The sequence below is a fragment of the Paenibacillus mucilaginosus 3016 genome, assembly GCF_000250655.1.
Classification (GTDB): domain Bacteria; phylum Bacillota; class Bacilli; order Paenibacillales; family NBRC-103111; genus Paenibacillus_G; species Paenibacillus_G mucilaginosus.
The window spans coordinates 1,654,250-1,671,233 of the sequence record NC_016935.1; the positions used below are offsets into that span (position 1 = coordinate 1,654,250).

Here is a 16,984-nt window from a genome sequence, read left to right on the forward strand (position 1 = left end):
TTTACGAGTGGCTTAAACAGACATACATGGCAACTGGAACGGTTCCCACGATGGGACAGGCTCAGCAGCGATTTTCAAGCCATGTAGATCCCGAGGAGCTGACGGAAGGAATCGACGAATTCCTCACGGCCATCCGGGAGTACCGAACAGAGGAGGCAGGTTCATGCGAAATGTAGATGATCCTCTTTTCCAGACAATCCACCGGTTTGTGATTTACAACGGCAAGGACCAGCTGGGTGGAGTGTACGTTTTATCGGAACGATTCATCTTTGCTCCGAAGAAAGCACGCCACGGCTTGCGCTGCGTGAAGGTGGTGGGATACTGATGGATCCAATAGCCAGAGCAATCATTAAACGTGTAATCGATGATCTGGAGACGAAGGCAAGGGAGCTGCAGGTGCCTAACATTCCGGGAGCAGGGTCAGAGTACGTGGATGGGTTCAAGACAGGTAAGGCTGTTGGCTTATTCCAAGCGAGCATGGAGCTTGAGAAGGTGCTGGAGGATGCCTAGGTACGTTGGGATAGATCCCAGCACCAAAACCGGGTTTATTGTTCTGGATGAGGATGGCGAGGTCTGGGAAGCACGAGAGCTCGAGGGGATGGGCGAGAATCCGGAAAGGATGCATGATCTGATCTGCCAGGTAGGCCAGCTGATACAGCCAGAGGACCGGGTTGCGATTGAGGGTTTCGGATTTGCCAGCCAACGTGGTTTCGAGCTGGGCGGCATCGGCTGGGCAATCCGGCTGAACCTCTTCGCAAGACAGATCGGATACACCGAGGTAGCTCCATCGCAGTTGAAGAAATTCACCGGCGCCGGCGGAACTGCCGCTAAAGAGGTGGTTGCAGTGGAGACATACAAGCGCTGGGGCTTCCAGCACAAAAGCAACAACGTCACCGACGCTTATGTGCTCGCTCAAATTGTACGTGCTATACACGAGCCGGTGAAGCTGCTGAAGGTGCAGCAGGAAGTCATACAAAAACTGAGAGGATGATCTAAATGGTCGCTGCTAAGGGAAAGGCGAATATCGGAGGGATTACTGTAGGTTCTAAGAACGTGAAGATCGTTCTTGAGGTCAGCAAGCGTGATTTCTTCAAGAACGCGAAATTCTTCGAGAGTGACCCGGAAGAGGTAGACTTTGTTCTCGGTGACATGCAGATGAGCATATCCGATTATCTTGAATCATCTGCTTCGTCAAAAGAACTACTGGCGTCGGTGGGCAATTCAGATGTTAAACAGTCGGTAAAAGATGAAGACCAGGTAGTACTCTTTGATCAACAACATCAACAGCAGGGTTCGCAGGAAGCTCAGGCGGCGCCAAATCCTGATCTTGAAGTGAGCTTTGAAGACGGAAATATTCCTGCCGAGGGTGGACATGCTGCTGATGGCGGCGGTCACGCAGAGGGAAAAGACGAAGCTGAGGGTACAGATGAATCTGGATCGGAACCAAGCAAGGAAGAAGTCGAAGAACACATTCTGAAAGAGCAACCGCGATTCGATGATGTCGAGTTTGACCCATCACTCTATATCGAAAAGGTTGAGACGCAAAGTAGCTGGATGGATATAGCCTCGAAATATGGGCTTAGCTCCAACCAACTACAAAAGGCTTGGGGAAAGTATAAAAATAGGGTGGCAGAGAAACTGAAGCAGAAGGGGGCTGCTTAAAAATGGCGAGCGTTTATCGTAACGTCAGTCACTGCAGATGAGATGGAGCGCATTAACAGTGTTATGATCTGCATCGCTTAAGGAGGAGGCAATTTGTGCCTCCCCTACTATTCAAGTTGTATATGGAACAAATAGATTAGTGAAACGACAATAGGTATTGAGAGCCCGTAGGCTACCAAAGGTCGTTTATGATGCAATCGAATCATTGGAAACATCATGATATCGAATAAGAGTGAATACCAAAGACTCCAACTGTGTTGGTACGAGATCCTGCCCATTCTGAGAAGAAACCATTCACCAATTATGTAAATACCAATCCAAATCCCGTAGTGGAAGACTTTCTTACCAAGTGCTTTGGGATATCTTGAAAGAAATATGAGGACTGAAAGAGGCATAGTTACAATGGCATATACCACAACTGTGACAGTTTGGTTGTATAGGTAATCAGGGTGGAATTTCCACATTGTCTGGTCCTTTGTGAGGTACTCATAAAGGTAGCTTCCGGCTGTGATATATAGCATGGAGGGATGGTACAGTTTCCAGTTTTTCCAATCACCCCAACGCCATGCAGCAAGGATAATTATAATGGCATAAGCCAAATGCATAAGCGATCTCTCCCTGCAAGATATATCCAATAAGGGGGTTCTCATGACTAACAATCAGATTAAGGAGATACAGGAGGAATGCAGTCGATTATATCCCAGGGACTCACGCTGCAGCTAGATCAAGGTCTCAGACCTGAAGTTTCTGGTAGACACGATCCAAAGGCAGGCTGAGGAGATCAAGCGACTTGCCGGTATCGAGCATGCGTTACAGGACTTCGGTCCCCGTGTACGTCAGTCAGCCCAGACGTATATGATTGGCTTGAGTCAGTTAGTGGGTACCAGGAGGAACCGGTTGATGATCAACCTTGCAAATAAAATCGGAGTTCTGCAGGACGAGAAGGAATTCATCGTTGTTATTCACGGGACGTTTTACGGTCCATTTAAAAACGAAGAGATCGGGCGAATCCAGGATCTGTTTGACGAGGAGGTGCTGAGAAAATGAATCCCCGTAAGCTTCGCAGAAGATGCAGGCCACCGCTGAGCATGAATTATGGAATGCCACCCGCGTACTAAGGGACAAAAAGAGAACTCTTCCTAATTTGGTCTCCTGAGAAATTGTAAGTGCCACCTTAAATAAAGTAACCCCAGAGCATAAAAGGGAATCGAATACCACATTCTCCAACCCTTGTAGATAAGATATCCAAAGAGAACGGATATCCACTCAAATAAAAGAGAACAGCAGACTACGAGTATAAGATAAAACAAGAAACTGTGAGTTTTTTTGGGGTTGAAAATTTAGTGCTAATATGCCTGCTGCGGGTGGGAGAGCAGCCTGAAGAATTAAATCACTCAGGGTTATATCGGGATAAATGAAGTCATAGAGGTCTAGGATTAGGCCGAAGATTAAATCTGTATTTAGAGTAAGGCAAGCCATCACAAACCAAGTTGTATATATTTCTTTTCTGTTTAAACGCTTTGGCATCAAGAGTAGGGCCAAGATAAAAATTGCTAAGGAGATATAAGCAAATAAAGTTGCTTTATCCAGTGTCATAGTTGCTCCTACTCCTTATGATGAAATACCCCATGAGTGGCCATAAAACAAGTCGGATGTACTGGTCTCATTTATCAATATGGTCAAAGCAGTATTTATTCATACTTAATTCATGGAGGCCGAAGATGCATATCATTTCATATTACAAACACCCCACAGGAAATTACGTCGCCAAATACAATAGCCAATCCATCATGGTGCTGCAGACAGTATTTCGGAGGATCACGGGTGTAAGTCCAGCTTCAGTCAGCGGTTGGACTGAGGTAGAAAAGCAGGAATTGTCGCAGCTGGGATTCATCGCGAATTAACAAAAGGCCCCGTCGATCTAGGGGGATCGGCGGGGCTATGAACGAGTAAATCGCACAACCACAGTATACCATACGGTGAGGGGTGCGGGGATGTCGATATTGTTTAAGATGGAGGAATTGTTTCCCAAGGCGTCTAAAGCTGATATTATACGCACAAAAGCTTACCTCAGCCAATATAAAGAAAAGAAACGCCGGGTAGAAATGTTTGAACGTAATCCGCCTCAAACAGACGAATTGAAGGAGATCCAAACAAATCTGATTAAGTTCACCAGCCTCCTGGAAAGGGCAGTGGCTCAAATCATACACGACGATGTCCGTAAGGTGATCGAATACCGATTCCTAAAAGGAAATTCCCGAGCTGCCACAATCCTGCGCTTTGAGTCATGGGAGTGCTGTGATAAAACCATCGACCGCAAAATCATTGAAGGGATCGAGTCTGTTGCAAACACGCTACTATATCTGGAGTGAAGAAATTGTCCATTTACAGTCCAAGTATTGACCAGAAGATGTCTGCGCATGAAGGGTACAGTAGAACCAGGGAGCCGAGGTGGGCTCGGGTGATGTCTACTGTACCCTTATCATTGTAGGCACTCGGTCATGCTGTGGGACTTCGATCCTTAGACGCCAGTCGTCGAGGGTGTGATATGAGGGTGGGTGAAATGCCCTATGTATAAACAATGGAGAGTATTTTACATATGGTTGTGGGAAGTAAGCTCAGCTTCTAGGAAAGTTAATAGCAGGAAAAAGGCAAAGGAGCTGCTACGCTCATTTGCCTTTAGACACAAGAATTTATCCTGATATAAGATAGCGGAGGAACTAGATATATTATTGATTATTATTGAATCCAATCTACTGCTGCAATTCTGTTTGCAATCGGCTTTGTTGTAGTTCCGCTTCCGAGTTTCGTTTTGAATCCAATAAATTCTTTGTAAAAGTTAAAAGTGATATAGTTATGAACAGCATATCCTTGTACGATCCATGTTTTATTCGTTGGGATTGATTCCTCTTGAACTACTAGGGTAGCAGACATACCAGTTGATCCAGTGACGGAATATCCTACAGCAGCTGAAATAATCGGTGTAAGTGCCGCCTCTACAGTAGAGCTAAATTGATGCGCTACGCTACTATTAGCCTGTAACTGGGATTCACCTTTACATGATGGTACCTTAGAGCAAAAATATCTTGTTTCAGCAATAACATCACTACCAGTTAATGTTCCCCTACCTGTCTCTTCGAATATATAACCATTAATCTGAAAATTAGGAGAAATTCCACTCTTTGTGGGTGGTGTAACCGTGGCGGGCATAATCCTGATAGATTTAAGTTGAGCATTAGGCGAAGGTTTTTTCAAATTGAATTTTTTAATAAGATCATTTTCATTTTCTGGGGTAGCCTTAATGGTTTCAACACCCTGGGAAGGAAATCTTGGAATTTCCCCACCCTTTGCGCTTGCTGGAACTGCGAGAGCACTAAAGGAAAGGGAAAGAGTAAGCATCAAACCTGCAAGCTTTTTTTTCAAAAGATAACACAACCTTTTTCTATTATTTTCCTTACATGTGCTATAATAGCATAATATGGAAAAACAAATAGATTTCTAAAGGTAAATTTAGGAAACTATTTAATATAAATACAATATTGTAAAAATAAGTAAGGAGCGATTTGATTATGCCTGATAGAAATAAGGTGTTTTGGATTCTTTCAATTGTAGGATTCTTGTTAGTGATAATGAGTCCCCAATTAGCCAGTATTGGAGCTGATAACTTTGTTCATAAAATGGGGGGCGTTGCTGATAAAGACGAGACTTTAAGAAGATTAGAAACCTATGCTGCTGCTTATCGTATGTTGGGTGGCATCTTCCTCGGAATTGGATTGTACTTTACTTTTTCTCAAGAAAAAAAATAATCTCAATTATGGAGTGCGATTAAGCACTCCTTTTTGCATTATTTTTAGTAGGGATTGCTTTGTTTATATGATAACTGGAATTTATTAGATTTTTTGGAGGGAGTAAATGACGAGGAAACCTATGCGTCCATGTAATTTCCCTCTATGCAGTGAGTTGACTGCAGGAAATTACTGCCAGACTCACCAACAACAAACCGTCAGACTGTACGATAAGGCGAGGGATCCCAAGCTCGTTTCCTTTTACAAGTCCTCCTCTTGGTTATCAACGAGGCAAGCTGTTCTGAGCCGAGACAACCACTTATGCCAGCACTGCCTGCAGGAACAGCGACTAACGCCGGCAGTAATGGTTCACCACATCCAAGAGGTTCGTAAGGATTGGGAAGTGCGGTTGGATCTCGATAATCTGATTAGTCTCTGCGATGCGTGTCATAACAAAGTTCATAATTAGGATGAGTAGAAAATCAACGGATCTTTTGGTTAACAAATCTTTAGAATGTAGATAAAGGATTTGAAGGGGATGAGAAGGTATTTAGTTATGTACCAAGTTTAGGTCATTCTAAGGGAGTGATTAATATTAACAAAAAAACACCCCAAACTGAGAAAGAGTTGCTTCATCACTTAGAAGAACAGTTATATTTCATTAAAGCATCCTCAGAGGCATTTGATAAAGGTTTCTTAGGTGAAGCTAAGAGATTGGCTACAACAATTCGTGTATTACTGCATGATAATAAAACAAGTTCGCAATCTCTATTAAAACAACTAGACCAGAAGGATAAAATAAAATACTATTCTGTGCTTGAGAACAAAGATACAGATAACGCCATTATCTTTGTGGGTCTGTCATCGGGGTTCGAGAATGGGGAGTTTACTTACTATCCAAGGTTGGTGAGTCCAGTAGCAAAGCTGGACTTCCAAGAATGGTGGAATCAACCTGTACTAATAAATAAACCCCAGGGTTTGTTGTTTACTAGAGAAAGTATAATTAGAAACGTAGCAAATACCGATGGCGGTGCTCATGTAGATCCTGGTCTAAACGAAAAGTACTATGAGTTGTCCAGACAGAATGGATTTGGTTGGGAATTCCATGATGTTGAACCCCCATCCGAATTTAAAGGGCCTGAGTTATCTTTCACGCGTCAAATTGCTCATGAGTTATACATGTCAATTACAGAACAAATCCGTATCTAAAATATAAGTATTGTCGCTCAAATGAGCGGCTTTTTTATTTGCCCAGAGTCAAAAAAGGACTCCCCCCTACTTTAACAGTTGTCTTGAAGCCCCTTCCGGACCGACGGGGCCTCGCGTGCGAAAAAAATTCCCTTTTTGAGCACAAGGGGGGAAAGCAGTTAATCGTAAGAACGACGCAACGATGATACCCAAATTGTAGGGAAAGGAGGTGAGTTATGTATGGCTGGAAGAAAGGCAATGCCCGTTAATTTACTTCTGATCAAAGGGAAGAAGCACCTGACCAAGGAAGAGATCGAGCTGCGGCAGGAGAGGGAGAAGAAGCTACAGCCGAGTACAAACCGTACCAATCCACCGGCCTGGTTATGTGACACAGCCAAAAAGGAGTTCCGCCGGATCGCAAAGGAACTCAAAGAGATTGATCTGCTTACGAATGTGGACATCAATGCTCTAGCTTTGTATTGCGATGCCTATGCAGATTACATTGAGATCTCCAAGATCATTAAGAACGATGGATTCATGGTTGAGCATACCAACAAATCAGGAGTGACTAACGAAGTGGCACATCCTCTTCTGGCCAAAAAGAAGCAGATGCATGAGCAGATGCGATCCCTGGCTGTCGAGTTTGGGCTTACGCCGGCCTCGAGGGCTAAGATCGCCATGCCTCCGCGTGGACAGCCAGAGGAGGAAGACGAGTTTACGAGGACGTTCGGTGATGTATAATGCTGAAGCAGTTTCTTATCGATTACAGCCAGGATGTAATCAATGGCAAAGTGATTGCATGCCAGAAGCACAAGTGGGCGTGCATGCGTTTCCTCCGGGATATTGAGCGAGAGGGCACGGAGGAGTTTCCCTTTATCTTTGATGAAGAGCGCGCAATGCGCTTTTTTTTATGGATGAATCTCTTCCGCCACACGAAAGGCGTATTGAAGGGGCAGCGTATTGAGCCTCATGAAATCCAGTACTTCATATTTGGCAACATCTACGGCTGGATCCACATGGACACCGGGTACCGGCGGTTCAATAAGGCATACTGGCAGGTAGCCCGCAAGAATGCCAAGTCTCAGAGCAACTCATGTGTTGCCTCTTATGAGGCTTCAGCATTCGGGGAGTCGATGGCCGAAGTCTATTGCGCTGCAACGAAGCGGGAGCAGGCCAAGATCGTCTGGAGCGAAGCGGATTACATGATCAAGCAGTGCCCGGAGCTGAAAGGCAAGTTCAAAACATCCTACGGTATTATCCGGCATCTGAAGAGCAACTCCATCATCAAGCCGCTGAGCCAGGAGGATAAGAAGAAAGGCGACGGCCTTAACCCGCAATGCGGCATCATCGATGAATACCACGCTCATGAGACTGATGAAATGGTGAACGTTATTGACTCCGGTATGATTGCCCGGGCGCAGCCATTGATCTTTATCATCACCACAGCCGGCACGAATCTCAACAGCCCATGTTACCGGACGGAATACCAATTCGTTTCCCGGCTGCTCAATCCGGATGACCCGACCGAGGTCGATTCCTATTTCGCGATGGTGAACGAGCTGGATAAGGATGATGATGGGAACCTGATCGACGACATCAAGGATGAGTCTGTTTGGGTGAAAGCCAATCCCATTGCGTGCTCGTATCCTGAGGGCATTCAGAAGATGCGGTCGCGGCAGAAAGAAGCGCTCGAGAAACCCGAGATGATGGAAGACTTCATGACCAAGAACATGAACGTCTGGATGAGTCATCCGAAAAAGCAGTACATGAACATGGAGAAATGGGCTGCCTGCGGTATTTTGAAGCGCAGGAAATCGGATCCCGAGCTACAGCTGCCTGAAGTAAGAGGCTTTACCTGTTTTGCCGGCGTGGATATGTCCATGAAAATTGACCTATCCTCGGTTGGTTTCGTGGTTCCTTTGACAACGGGAAGTTTTTACGTTGGCCAGCACTCCTTTATTCCCGAGGAGACACTTGAGCAGAAGAAAAAGACGGACCGGGTTCCGTATGATCTTTGGATTCGCAAAGGCTGGCTTACGGTGATCCCGGGTGCTGTGGTCGACCAATCGGTGATCGAGAACTATTTGCTGGAGGAAGAAGAACGCCGGGGCTGGGTGATGAGAGAAATATGCTACGACCGTTATGCGGCAACACAGTTTGCTCAGAATATGGCCGCACATGGATATGAAATCGTCGAGATCCGGCAGGGGGTACAGACGCTCTCGGAGCCGATTAAGGACTTCAGAGAGCTCGTACTGCAGAAGCGTATCATTCATGAGGATGACCCGGTACTTACCTGGGCGCTCGGGAATGCCGTGACCAAGTCGGATGACAAGGAGAATCTGCTGCTGGACAAAGCTAAGTCCACCAACCGGATTGACCCCATAGCAGCAGTGATCAATGGTTTCGTGCGTGCTCGGGTGGCTCCTCCAGACAGCGGGGATGTGGAAGTCTGGACATTCTGAGCCGAAGCAATCTAGGGGAAAGGAGGGGGAAGATGGGGATTCTACAACGGGTCATTTCTTGGTTCGGCCTGGGTGCAAGGCTAGAGACCAGAGCGAATCGAAATCTAGGCGGGTTTCAAAAATGGTTTGAACCGTACAACATGTTTGCACGGTCCGGCCAACTTGATGCCTCGAATGAGACGATCTTTTCGGCGGTATCGCGGCTCTCAAACTCCATGGCCAGCCTGCCGCTAAAGGTCTTCCGCGGATATAAGCAGGTTAGCGGCTCGCCTATTGCGCAGCTGCTCGAATATGGGCCGAACCCAAATATGACAAGCTTTGATTTTATCCGGACTCTGGAAGCTTTCCGGGATACGAGTGGCAACGGATATGCGTTAATTGAGAGGGACGCCAAATACCAAGTCCAAGCACTGTGGTTGCTTAATCCCAGGAAGGTGAAGCCGGTTCAGGAGAGCAGCACGAAAGAGCTCTGGTATGAGGTTCAGGGGGATGACGGGACTTACTATATCCATAACATGGATATGATTCACGTCAAGCACTTCCACACCGTGGGATATGAAGGGATTTCGCCGCTGGATGTACTTCGAAACACGATCAACTATGACACGCAGGTAAAGCAGTTCAGCCTCAGCCAAATGGAGAGCGGGATCAAGGCTTCGTTTATTCTAAAGCTTAACGGCTCCTTGAGCGACGAGAAGAAGAAGGCGATGCTCCAGAACTTCGCAGACTTTTACTCCAAAAACGGCAGCGGCGTGATCGTCATTGATTCCGGCCAGGATTTAAAGGAACTGAAGCAGGACATCATTGACCTGAAGGTATTCGAAGTGGAGCGAATCACGCGCTCTCGGGTGGCCGCAGTGTACAACATGCCGCCTCACATGCTCGGGGATTTCTCGCAAACCTCCTTTTCCAGCATGGAGCAGCAGGCCCTGGAGTACGTCCAGAACACACTGCTTCCGATTGTGCGGATGTACGAGCAGGAGTTCAGCCGAAAGCTGCTTACCACAAAGGAGCGGTCCGCGGGGACGGTAATCAAATTCAATATGAATGGACTGCTCCGTGGCGACATTAAGACGCGCGGAGATTTTTATTTTAAAGGGGTCCGTTCGGGGTGGTTTACACCCAATGAAGTCCGTGCTTACGAGGAACTGCCGCCCGAAAAAGGGGGCGACAAGCTGTATATGAGCAGGGATTTGGCCCCGATTGACAGTCCAGACCGGTCCATCGCACCAGGAAAGGAGGTGAATGAGCAAGATGAATCAGAAGCCGACAACGACACCGGATCCGAACCAGAATGAAGTCCGTACGCTGAAACTCACCAAGCTGGAGACAAGGGCGCTCGGAGACGAGAGCGGCACAGGTACCAAGATCACAGGCTATGCTGCCGTTTATGAGGAGTTCACCGAGCTGAGGGATTGGTGGGGGGATCGCTTCTATGAACGGATCGCCAAGGGGGCTTTTGATGATACGCTGGCCGACGGACACGACATATTCGCCTTGAAAAACCATGATTGGAACCTCATTTTGGGCCGTTCAGGGGCCAATTTAACTCTCGAAAGCCATGAAAATGGGCTGTATTTTGAGCTTTTACCGAACAATTCGAGCCTCGGACAGGACATGAAGGAGGATGTGCGGAGCGGCCTGATCAAAGGCTGCAGCTTTGGATTTCGTATCGTTGATCAGGAGTGGGAGCAGCGGGATGACGACTGGTTTCGAACCATCAAAAAAGTGGAGCTTCAGGAAATCACCCTTACGCCTATTCCGGCGTACTCGTCCACTACCGCGGAAGTACGGAGCTTGGATCGTCAAGGCCAGCACAAAACTGCCTTGGAAGTACCGGATTCGCAGCGATTCTCGGTGCCAAAAGGCTTATCTGAGGAGCAAATTCGGGCCCTAAAACGCAAAAATGAGGCCCTTTTGCTTGATATTGAGACCACTTTAAGGTATGGGAGGGCATAAAATGCCAGGAGAAACAACGATTTTTCAACTCAAGGAAACCTTGAACGACATGGGAACGGAGCTTCGTTCCATCACCAATAAAATTGATGAGGCCCTGACGAATCCGGCGGCGCGAGTGGAAGAAATTGAACAGATGGAGGTCCGCCAAAGAGAGCTCAAGAAACGCTTTGATGCCATTAAAGCACGGATCGAAGAAAGGGAGCAGGAAAGCCAGCGAAACCTCGAGCAGCAGAAGCGCGCAAACCCGGTTTTACATGCGGATACGGACGAAAAGCGCATGATTGCGGCCAAAGCGGAGCTCATCCGGGCAGAAATTCTAAGAGGGCAGGTATCCGATGAGTCCCGTAACCTGCTGGGAGCGATCAAGCAGCCTACAGCAACCGGCGGAGAAAAGTTCCTGCCGACGAACATGAGCAACCAGCTGATCACGGAACCCCTAGCTAAAAATCCTCTTCGCAGCATGAGCCCTACTACAAAAATCAAGGGTTTGGAGGTCCCTAAAATCGCATATGAGCTGGATGATGACGGCTTTATTGGCGATGAGGAAACCGCGAAGGAAATCGAGTTGACCGGTGACAAGGTTGCGTTCGGACGTCACAAGTACAAGGTCAAGGCACGGATCTCGGACACTGTTCTTCATGGATCCGACGTGGAACTCACAACCTACGTAGAGAACGCACTGCGGTCCGGCCTTGCAGCGAAGGAAAAGAAAGTGGCACTAGCTACCACCCCGAAGGCGGGGGAGGAGCATATGAGCTTCTACTCTACGCAAAATGCGATTAAGCAGGTACCAGGCGCGGATAAGTACAAGGCGATTAAAGCAGCGATTGCGGATCTCCATGAGGATTACCGGGAGAACGCTAAGGTACTCATGAAGTACTCTGATTATCTGGACATTGTGGAGACGCTGGCTAACGGCAACGCAACGCTGTATAGTGCACCACCAGAGCAGGTTCTTGGAAAGCCGGTTGAGTTTAGTGATGATGCCACGATGCCGATTGTTGGCGACTTCTCCTATGCCCAGCTGAACTATGACGGAGATCCCGTTTACGACACAGACAAAAATGTGGACAAAGGCGAGTACCTCTTTGTTCTGACCGGCTGGCTGGACCACCAAATCCTGCTGAAATCGGCCTTTCGGATTGCCAAGGTAGTTGCAACTCCATAGAAAAGGGTGATGCTCTATGCTGAGCCTGGACCTTGATGAACTGAAAACGTACCTGCGGGTAGATGGGAGCGAGAACGATGGATTTCTCGCTCTTTTGGTTCACTCGGCCAAGGAATACCTGAAGGATGCTGGGGTTCCCGAGTCATCAAGTGCAAGGTACAAACTCGCCGTCATGATCCAAGTAGCCTTGAACTATGACCGGGACGGTAATGCAGCTCTGGAAAAAGCGCTAGAAAGCTTGATAAATCAATTAAGGGTAGGTGAGCCAAAGCATGGCGGGAGCGAGCCAGAAAACCTCCTCGAAGGCACCTGTGGAGATGGTATATAGGGTCTTGGTGGAGTTTATCGACCGTGATCAGCGATATTATCCGGTTGGTGATGAGTACAAAACAAAGGATCAGGACCGGGCAGGGTACCTCGTTGAGCTTGGATTCCTGGAAGCCCCGGCTGCTGCTCCCAATCCGCCTGCACAGCCAGAGGGGCAGACCGGAACAACGGTGACCGATGAATCCGGCCAAGTATAATCGCCGCATCCACATCCTGCAGCCGGTACGGGGAGAAGACAATGAAGGGATACCAGTGATCACCTGGGCCCCAATCATTTGCTTGTGGGCAGCGGTAAAGCCCCTTAGGGGACGGGAGTATTTCCAGGCCGCAGCCATCAACCAGGAGAACACCTTAAGGGTGGAAATTCGGTACCGTACAGGCATAACGAGTGAGATGCGGGTGCAATATGCCGGCAAGCTCTATAACATCAACGCGATCCTTGATCCCGATGAAGCCCATAGGGAGCTTCACCTGATGTGTTTGGAGGTGCAGGAACATGGCGGAGATGAAGCTGGAGGGCATGGATGAGCTGGTGAAACGGCTGCAGGAGATGGGCCGGAAGGGTGCAGCCATCGAAAGAGCAGCACTGCAGGCTGGCGGCGAAGTCATTCGGAGTGCTGCAAGCGAGCGGGCTCCGCGGAGTAATGATGCTCCCCATTTGGCGGATAACATCAAGATCAGCAAGATCAAGACCAGCCAGGGCATGAAATATGTGCTGGTCGGTCCGCAAAAAGGGGATAACTCCGAGTTTTTCTACGGTAAATTCCTCGAGTGGGGAACCAGTAAGATGGCTGCACGTCCGTTTTTGGGCCCTGTTGCGGCCGAGAAGCAGGGGGAAGTGATTGAAAAGATGAAGCAGGCGATCAAGGATGGACTGGGCTTATGATCAACGTCAAACCAGAAGTATTGGAATCTCTTCGAGAGGACGAGGAGCTTCTTTTGTTACTCGGGGGCCCCCGGGTATACCAGCTTGTTGCACCAGAGCCGGGCAAGTTTCCGCGGATCACGTTTTTCGAGGTCAGTAACGTTGACGACAGCTATGCCGATGATTCTGCGATCTCCAGCCAGATTGTCATTCAAGTTGACGTATGGAATAAAACCAATACGTCAGCCATAGCGGATCGGGTAGATGCGGTCATGAAGAATATTGGCTTTTCTCGCTCGGGCTCCGCTGACCTCTACGAGAATGACACAGGAATCTTTCACAAAGCAATGAGATACACAACACGAAGGGAGGAGGTTTAATCCATGGCTGGAGTACGCATAGGTCTAAGAGACCTGCATTATGCCAAACTGCTCAGTGACAACAGTTCAGGGGCAATGTACGCAGCACCGCAGAAGATTGCTGGTGCCATCAGCGCGAAAGTCACACCGAGCTCGACAACCGAAACGCTCTATGCTGATGACGGCGCGGCAGAAACAGCAACGGCCTTGGGGGAGATTGCCGTTGAGCTCAATGTAAAAGATCTGACATTGCAGCAGCTGGCGGATCTTCTCGGGCGGACCGTGGTCAATGGCATTATGGTAAGTAAGGATACGGACACGGCTCCGTATGTTGCCATCGGCTTCCGTTCGATCAAATCGAACGGGAAGTTTCGGTATAAATGGCTGTTCAAAGGACGTTTTAGCCTGCCGGCCGAGGAATATAAGACGCAAGGAGACAAGCCTGAATTCCAGACTCCAGTGATCAGCGGCGTCTTCGTCAAACGGGAGTTTGATGGATGGTGGGAAGTAACCGGCGATGAAGATGAGCCAGGCTTTACCCTGGGCGATACCTGGTTCAACAAAGTATTTGAAGCCGGAGATTCGGAAAATCCAACGTTGCCGGTATTTGTTTCGGCGAACCAAGTTGTCTTTCAATAAGAGAAAAGGATGGTGGATCGATTATGCCAGCACACAGCAAATCATTGTATCGTGACGGGGCTCAGCTGCCTGCGCCTCAGTACTTCAACCCTGTAACCGATTCGTATGAGCCCCTTCATGGAGCGAATGGAGCTTCGGACGTCAACGTGAAGGGAAGCTCGGCGATTAAAGATGGGGTCCTTTCGGTCTCTGCTCCGGGAGTGCGAGTACAACTGCCAAACATTCCATGCCGGGAAGTCACGGTTATCGCAAGGAAAAACAACATAGGCACGATCTATGTTGGCTCCGAAACCGTCTCGGCAAGCTCCTTCGCCGCCGAACTGGATAAGAAAGACGCGATCACGCTGCCGGTAAGCAACGCGAGTATGCTTTGGATTGACGCTTCCGTAGCCGGAGAGGGGATCTCATATGTCGCGCTTTAAGCCTTGGCCGGGTACGAACGCGAGTCCAGGGGGAGGCTCGGGAAACGGATCTCTTCCCCGAAGTTACGAAGGTATTGAAGTGGTTTGGTGGGGCAACTCCATCATCGAGGGACAGGGATTGACGGACCTGCAAAAGTTTCAAACGCAGCTTGCCAAATTGAACGGGATGGTTAACCGAATCTATGGGTATCCCGGCAAACCGTGGGGTTATAAAGGCACCGGTCCCGACGATACGATCTACTCGAACAGGGCGCTGCTTCCGAAAACGGCAAAGCTCTACGCGATGTACGGTGGTGGAAACGACAACCGGTTAAATATCCCGCGGGGCAACGTGGATGACATGGTAAACACCACTTTTGCGGGCGCAATCAACCTGGGCATCGTTTATATTAAAACGAACATGCCCGGAGCAAAGATCGTCCTGATTACATCACTGCAGCGCAATGGTGGAGACGATGGAACGGGAAAGCCAATCACCGGTACAACATTGAACGATCTGAAACTGAGCCTGATCGATTACAACAATATGATTTTGGCAATCGGGCAAAAGCACGACATCCCGGTTTGGGATCTATACAATTGCGGCATCAACAATGCGAGCATCCCGAAATATATGCAGTCGGATGGTGTTCATTTAAATGCCCAGGGAGCGGCCAAAGTGGCGCTGTGCGGATATGGGTTCTTTGAGACCATCGATTTGTCGATCGTTTCCCCGCCGGCTGACACAACGGCACCAACAGTACCAGGGAAACCAACGCTGACGAGCAAAACTCATAACAGCGTTACGATTGCTTGGACAGCGTCTTCCGATGCAGTGGGTGTAACGGGCTATATTGTGACGGGCGGACCAAGTCCTGTAAACGTCACAGGCACTTCAGCGACCATTCCAGGACTGACTCCGGAAACGAACTATACGCTTTCCGTCAAAGCTAAGGATGCAGCGGGGAATGTATCTGCAGCGTCAGAGGCTCTGACGGTAACGACCGATGCGGCGCCAACGGGCGGCGGTGGTACAACGGTAACGACTTATTATGAAAATACCTTTACCGGGGCCGATGGATCCGCAAATGGGCAAGTCGCAGAAAGTGGACAGGCTACCAACACCGCAACCGCAGTAACCCCGGATAACTGGGTGATTTCGGGTAACCGGATGAAATATTCGGGAACGACGGGGGACCGGATTATCATGTCCACTTCCGCGACCGGTGGGGACTATACAACTGAAGCTCAGATCTACCCTGCCGGAGGTAAAGCCGGTGTGGTTTTTCGGGCAAAAGATGGAACGGAGTATATGTGGGTTCGGTTTGATCAGGCGGGCAATGCCGGAGAAGAAATCAAGATGTTTAAGAAGCACGAATCGACGGGAGCCAATACGCAGATCGCCGCAGGCCCAGTAAAGATCAACACGACGGGGTCAAATATCGTGAAGATTGTTTGCGCAGCGAACAACGTCAAAGTCTTTGTAGATGACAACCAGGCAATCAACTATACCCTGACAGCGGCAGAACAGGCCAAGTATGGTGATAATACGGGAGTCGGACTGTACGCGGGCGGTGAGAACGCCTCTACATGGGAATACCTTAAATCATATTCGAACTAATCCATCGATAAGTGGGGCGCGTAGGCGCCCCTAATTTAATTGAGGGGGCACATACATGAAACTCGTTCTGCGGATCAATGGAAAGCCAAAAACTTTCACCGTTTCATTTGTGAGCGGCCGCATGCTGCGTAAAACACTGGAAATTTCCAAAAACACAAATTTTAATAACGTAACGCTTGAAGCGTTAGATACCTTGGTTGAATTTGTCGTGGAGCTTTTCGAAAAGCAGTTCACGGTGGATGAATTCTATGACGGCATCGAGGCCGATAAGCTACTGCAGTCGGTTATGGACTGCATTTATCAAGTCACGGGTAAGGCAGCCAAAGCATTAGAGCCGCTGAGCGACCCAAACGCATAGAAGGGGACACAGACCCCACCGACACGATTAAAGAGATTTACATCTCCCTCTTGGATAGCGGATGGACCCTCGAATCGATCGACAATATGGACATTATCCATTATTTCGAGCTGCTATCCTACAGGGTGAAGCCGAAAGAAGCCCCTATGGTTTACATCGATCACATCTTCTAGCCGAGAGGAGGTGA

The 16,984-nt window shown here is 48.5% G+C and carries 26 protein-coding genes; 23 read left to right on the top strand and 3 right to left on the bottom strand.

Features of this window, described 5'->3' with window-relative positions; all coding sequences use genetic code 11:
* Nucleotides 1-163 precede the first annotated feature (163 nt).
* The 4 genes from PM3016_RS38480 to PM3016_RS07500 are packed head-to-tail and all read left to right on the top strand — an operon-like array spanning nucleotide 164 to nucleotide 1,662.
* A complete protein-coding gene (locus PM3016_RS38480) occupies nucleotides 164-325 on the top strand; it encodes a hypothetical protein (protein WP_014368975.1) in 162 nt (53 codons plus the stop codon).
* Nucleotides 325-510, top strand: coding sequence for a hypothetical protein (locus tag PM3016_RS07490; RefSeq protein ID WP_014368976.1), 186 nt, complete (start codon nucleotides 325-327; stop codon nucleotides 508-510). Before PM3016_RS38480 ends, PM3016_RS07490 begins: the two co-directional genes overlap by 1 nt.
* A complete protein-coding gene (locus tag PM3016_RS07495; RefSeq protein ID WP_014368977.1) occupies nucleotides 503-991 on the top strand; it encodes a RuvC family protein in 489 nt (162 codons plus the stop codon). Before PM3016_RS07490 ends, PM3016_RS07495 begins: the two co-directional genes overlap by 8 nt.
* A 5-nt stretch (nucleotides 992-996) precedes the next feature.
* The gene (locus PM3016_RS07500; protein WP_014368978.1) at nucleotides 997-1,662 is read left to right on the top strand and encodes a hypothetical protein; all 666 of its coding nucleotides are present in this window, start codon (nucleotides 997-999) and stop codon (nucleotides 1,660-1,662) included.
* Between the two features lie 107 nt (nucleotides 1,663-1,769).
* Here the strand turns inward: PM3016_RS07500 and PM3016_RS41100 are convergent, their stop codons facing one another.
* Nucleotides 1,770-2,312, bottom strand: a complete 543-nt coding sequence (locus PM3016_RS41100; protein WP_337999619.1) for a CBO0543 family protein — start codon at nucleotides 2,310-2,312, stop codon at nucleotides 1,770-1,772.
* Between the two features lie 250 nt (nucleotides 2,313-2,562).
* On the opposite strand from PM3016_RS41100, the gene PM3016_RS38485 reads away from it, so the two are divergent.
* Complete coding sequence (locus PM3016_RS38485; protein ID WP_014368980.1) at nucleotides 2,563-2,709, top strand: hypothetical protein; 147 nt, start codon at nucleotides 2,563-2,565, stop codon at nucleotides 2,707-2,709.
* A gap of 219 nt (nucleotides 2,710-2,928) precedes the next feature.
* Here PM3016_RS38485 and PM3016_RS07510 read toward each other — a convergent pair whose 3' ends face one another.
* On the bottom strand, nucleotides 2,929-3,258 hold the full coding sequence (locus PM3016_RS07510) for a hypothetical protein (protein WP_014368981.1): 330 nt from the start codon (nucleotides 3,256-3,258) through the stop codon (nucleotides 2,929-2,931).
* Nucleotides 3,259-3,656: 398 nt separating this feature from the next.
* Here PM3016_RS07510 and PM3016_RS07520 point away from each other — a divergent pair, with 398 nt between their 5' ends.
* Nucleotides 3,657-4,034, top strand: a complete 378-nt coding sequence (locus PM3016_RS07520; RefSeq protein ID WP_014368983.1) for a hypothetical protein — start codon at nucleotides 3,657-3,659, stop codon at nucleotides 4,032-4,034.
* A 367-nt stretch (nucleotides 4,035-4,401) separates the two neighbouring features.
* Here PM3016_RS07520 and PM3016_RS38030 read toward each other — a convergent pair whose 3' ends face one another.
* The gene (locus PM3016_RS38030; protein ID WP_014368984.1) at nucleotides 4,402-5,085 is read right to left on the bottom strand and encodes a hypothetical protein; all 684 of its coding nucleotides are present in this window, start codon (nucleotides 5,083-5,085) and stop codon (nucleotides 4,402-4,404) included.
* A 146-nt stretch (nucleotides 5,086-5,231) separates the two neighbouring features.
* Here PM3016_RS38030 and PM3016_RS07525 point away from each other — a divergent pair, with 146 nt between their 5' ends.
* The 17 genes from PM3016_RS07525 to PM3016_RS40690 all read left to right on the top strand — a co-directional run bounded on the left by PM3016_RS07525 (nucleotide 5,232) and on the right by PM3016_RS40690 (nucleotide 16,970).
* Complete coding sequence (locus tag PM3016_RS07525) at nucleotides 5,232-5,468, top strand: hypothetical protein (RefSeq protein WP_014368985.1); 237 nt, start codon at nucleotides 5,232-5,234, stop codon at nucleotides 5,466-5,468.
* A gap of 106 nt (nucleotides 5,469-5,574) precedes the next feature.
* Nucleotides 5,575-5,916 carry an HNH endonuclease gene (locus PM3016_RS37105; protein WP_014368986.1) on the top strand — a complete coding sequence of 114 codons (342 nt, stop codon included), beginning with the start codon at nucleotides 5,575-5,577 and terminating at the stop codon, nucleotides 5,914-5,916.
* 116 nt (nucleotides 5,917-6,032) lie between these two features.
* The gene (locus PM3016_RS07535) at nucleotides 6,033-6,656 is read left to right on the top strand and encodes a hypothetical protein (RefSeq protein ID WP_041619058.1); all 624 of its coding nucleotides are present in this window, start codon (nucleotides 6,033-6,035) and stop codon (nucleotides 6,654-6,656) included.
* 219 nt (nucleotides 6,657-6,875) lie between these two features.
* Complete coding sequence (locus PM3016_RS07540) at nucleotides 6,876-7,376, top strand: phage terminase small subunit P27 family (RefSeq protein ID WP_014368988.1); 501 nt, start codon at nucleotides 6,876-6,878, stop codon at nucleotides 7,374-7,376.
* Nucleotides 7,376-9,100 carry a terminase large subunit gene (locus PM3016_RS07545; RefSeq protein WP_014368989.1) on the top strand — a complete coding sequence of 575 codons (1,725 nt, stop codon included), beginning with the start codon at nucleotides 7,376-7,378 and terminating at the stop codon, nucleotides 9,098-9,100. The genes PM3016_RS07540 and PM3016_RS07545 overlap by 1 nt, the downstream gene beginning before the upstream one ends.
* Nucleotides 9,101-9,132: 32 nt before the next feature.
* Nucleotides 9,133-10,398 (top strand): phage portal protein, encoded by a 1,266-nt coding sequence (locus PM3016_RS07550; protein WP_014368990.1) that lies wholly within the window; start codon nucleotides 9,133-9,135, stop codon nucleotides 10,396-10,398.
* Complete coding sequence (locus tag PM3016_RS07555) at nucleotides 10,355-11,059, top strand: HK97 family phage prohead protease (protein ID WP_014368991.1); 705 nt, start codon at nucleotides 10,355-10,357, stop codon at nucleotides 11,057-11,059. Before PM3016_RS07550 ends, PM3016_RS07555 begins: the two co-directional genes overlap by 44 nt.
* 1 nt (nucleotide 11,060) lies before the next feature.
* Nucleotides 11,061-12,227 carry a phage major capsid protein gene (locus PM3016_RS07560; RefSeq protein WP_014368992.1) on the top strand — a complete coding sequence of 389 codons (1,167 nt, stop codon included), beginning with the start codon at nucleotides 11,061-11,063 and terminating at the stop codon, nucleotides 12,225-12,227.
* 16 nt (nucleotides 12,228-12,243) lie between these two features.
* Nucleotides 12,244-12,555: a head-tail connector protein gene (locus tag PM3016_RS07565; RefSeq protein WP_014368993.1), complete on the top strand. Its 312-nt coding sequence runs from the start codon at nucleotides 12,244-12,246 to the stop codon at nucleotides 12,553-12,555.
* 176 nt (nucleotides 12,556-12,731) lie between these two features.
* The gene (locus PM3016_RS07570; protein ID WP_014368995.1) at nucleotides 12,732-13,082 is read left to right on the top strand and encodes a phage head closure protein; all 351 of its coding nucleotides are present in this window, start codon (nucleotides 12,732-12,734) and stop codon (nucleotides 13,080-13,082) included.
* Nucleotides 13,051-13,440: an HK97-gp10 family putative phage morphogenesis protein gene (locus tag PM3016_RS07575; protein ID WP_014368996.1), complete on the top strand. Its 390-nt coding sequence runs from the start codon at nucleotides 13,051-13,053 to the stop codon at nucleotides 13,438-13,440. The genes PM3016_RS07570 and PM3016_RS07575 overlap by 32 nt, the downstream gene beginning before the upstream one ends.
* A complete protein-coding gene (gene gp17 / locus PM3016_RS07580) occupies nucleotides 13,437-13,799 on the top strand; it encodes a tail completion protein gp17 (RefSeq protein WP_041619061.1) in 363 nt (120 codons plus the stop codon). The genes PM3016_RS07575 and gp17 overlap by 4 nt, the downstream gene beginning before the upstream one ends.
* Nucleotides 13,800-13,802: 3 nt before the next feature.
* On the top strand, nucleotides 13,803-14,417 hold the full coding sequence (locus tag PM3016_RS07585; protein WP_014368998.1) for a major tail protein: 615 nt from the start codon (nucleotides 13,803-13,805) through the stop codon (nucleotides 14,415-14,417).
* Between the two features lie 23 nt (nucleotides 14,418-14,440).
* Nucleotides 14,441-14,839: a hypothetical protein gene (locus tag PM3016_RS07590; RefSeq protein ID WP_014368999.1), complete on the top strand. Its 399-nt coding sequence runs from the start codon at nucleotides 14,441-14,443 to the stop codon at nucleotides 14,837-14,839.
* On the top strand, nucleotides 14,826-16,439 hold the full coding sequence (locus PM3016_RS07595; protein WP_014369000.1) for a fibronectin type III domain-containing protein: 1,614 nt from the start codon (nucleotides 14,826-14,828) through the stop codon (nucleotides 16,437-16,439). Before PM3016_RS07590 ends, PM3016_RS07595 begins: the two co-directional genes overlap by 14 nt.
* Nucleotides 16,440-16,494: 55 nt before the next feature.
* Nucleotides 16,495-16,797 (top strand): phage tail assembly chaperone G, encoded by a 303-nt coding sequence (gpG, locus tag PM3016_RS07600; protein WP_014369001.1) that lies wholly within the window; start codon nucleotides 16,495-16,497, stop codon nucleotides 16,795-16,797.
* Nucleotides 16,798-16,847: 50 nt separating this feature from the next.
* Nucleotides 16,848-16,970: a hypothetical protein gene (locus PM3016_RS40690; RefSeq protein ID WP_274379995.1), complete on the top strand. Its 123-nt coding sequence runs from the start codon at nucleotides 16,848-16,850 to the stop codon at nucleotides 16,968-16,970.
* The last annotated feature ends 14 nt before the right edge of the window (nucleotides 16,971-16,984 follow it).

Excerpts from the sequence above, each read along its gene's own strand:
- gp17 (WP_041619061.1), top strand. The coding sequence starts at position 13,437 with ATGATCAACGTCAAACCAGAAGTATTGGAATCTCTTCGAGAGGACGAG.
- gpG (WP_014369001.1), top strand. The coding sequence starts at position 16,495 with ATGAAACTCGTTCTGCGGATCAATGGAAAGCCAAAAACTTTCACCGTT.
- PM3016_RS07595 (WP_014369000.1), top strand. The coding sequence starts at position 14,826 with ATGTCGCGCTTTAAGCCTTGGCCGGGTACGAACGCGAGTCCAGGGGGA.
- PM3016_RS38480 (WP_014368975.1), top strand. The coding sequence starts at position 164 with ATGCGAAATGTAGATGATCCTCTTTTCCAGACAATCCACCGGTTTGTG.
- PM3016_RS41100 (WP_337999619.1), bottom strand. The coding sequence starts at position 2,312 with ATGAGAACCCCCTTATTGGATATATCTTGCAGGGAGAGATCGCTTATG.
- PM3016_RS07550 (WP_014368990.1), top strand. The coding sequence starts at position 9,133 with ATGGGGATTCTACAACGGGTCATTTCTTGGTTCGGCCTGGGTGCAAGG.
- PM3016_RS07560 (WP_014368992.1), top strand. The coding sequence starts at position 11,061 with ATGCCAGGAGAAACAACGATTTTTCAACTCAAGGAAACCTTGAACGAC.
- PM3016_RS07565 (WP_014368993.1), top strand. The coding sequence starts at position 12,244 with ATGCTGAGCCTGGACCTTGATGAACTGAAAACGTACCTGCGGGTAGAT.
- PM3016_RS07555 (WP_014368991.1), top strand. The coding sequence starts at position 10,355 with ATGAATCAGAAGCCGACAACGACACCGGATCCGAACCAGAATGAAGTC.
- PM3016_RS07510 (WP_014368981.1), bottom strand. The coding sequence starts at position 3,258 with ATGACACTGGATAAAGCAACTTTATTTGCTTATATCTCCTTAGCAATT.
- PM3016_RS07545 (WP_014368989.1), top strand. The coding sequence starts at position 7,376 with ATGCTGAAGCAGTTTCTTATCGATTACAGCCAGGATGTAATCAATGGC.
- PM3016_RS07540 (WP_014368988.1), top strand. The coding sequence starts at position 6,876 with ATGGCTGGAAGAAAGGCAATGCCCGTTAATTTACTTCTGATCAAAGGG.
- PM3016_RS07575 (WP_014368996.1), top strand. The coding sequence starts at position 13,051 with ATGGCGGAGATGAAGCTGGAGGGCATGGATGAGCTGGTGAAACGGCTG.
- PM3016_RS07525 (WP_014368985.1), top strand. The coding sequence starts at position 5,232 with ATGCCTGATAGAAATAAGGTGTTTTGGATTCTTTCAATTGTAGGATTC.
- PM3016_RS07590 (WP_014368999.1), top strand. The coding sequence starts at position 14,441 with ATGCCAGCACACAGCAAATCATTGTATCGTGACGGGGCTCAGCTGCCT.
- PM3016_RS07585 (WP_014368998.1), top strand. The coding sequence starts at position 13,803 with ATGGCTGGAGTACGCATAGGTCTAAGAGACCTGCATTATGCCAAACTG.
- PM3016_RS38485 (WP_014368980.1), top strand. The coding sequence starts at position 2,563 with ATGATCAACCTTGCAAATAAAATCGGAGTTCTGCAGGACGAGAAGGAA.
- PM3016_RS07570 (WP_014368995.1), top strand. The coding sequence starts at position 12,732 with ATGAATCCGGCCAAGTATAATCGCCGCATCCACATCCTGCAGCCGGTA.
- PM3016_RS37105 (WP_014368986.1), top strand. The coding sequence starts at position 5,575 with ATGACGAGGAAACCTATGCGTCCATGTAATTTCCCTCTATGCAGTGAG.
- PM3016_RS07490 (WP_014368976.1), top strand. The coding sequence starts at position 325 with ATGGATCCAATAGCCAGAGCAATCATTAAACGTGTAATCGATGATCTG.
- PM3016_RS07520 (WP_014368983.1), top strand. The coding sequence starts at position 3,657 with ATGTCGATATTGTTTAAGATGGAGGAATTGTTTCCCAAGGCGTCTAAA.
- PM3016_RS07500 (WP_014368978.1), top strand. The coding sequence starts at position 997 with ATGGTCGCTGCTAAGGGAAAGGCGAATATCGGAGGGATTACTGTAGGT.
- PM3016_RS07495 (WP_014368977.1), top strand. The coding sequence starts at position 503 with ATGCCTAGGTACGTTGGGATAGATCCCAGCACCAAAACCGGGTTTATT.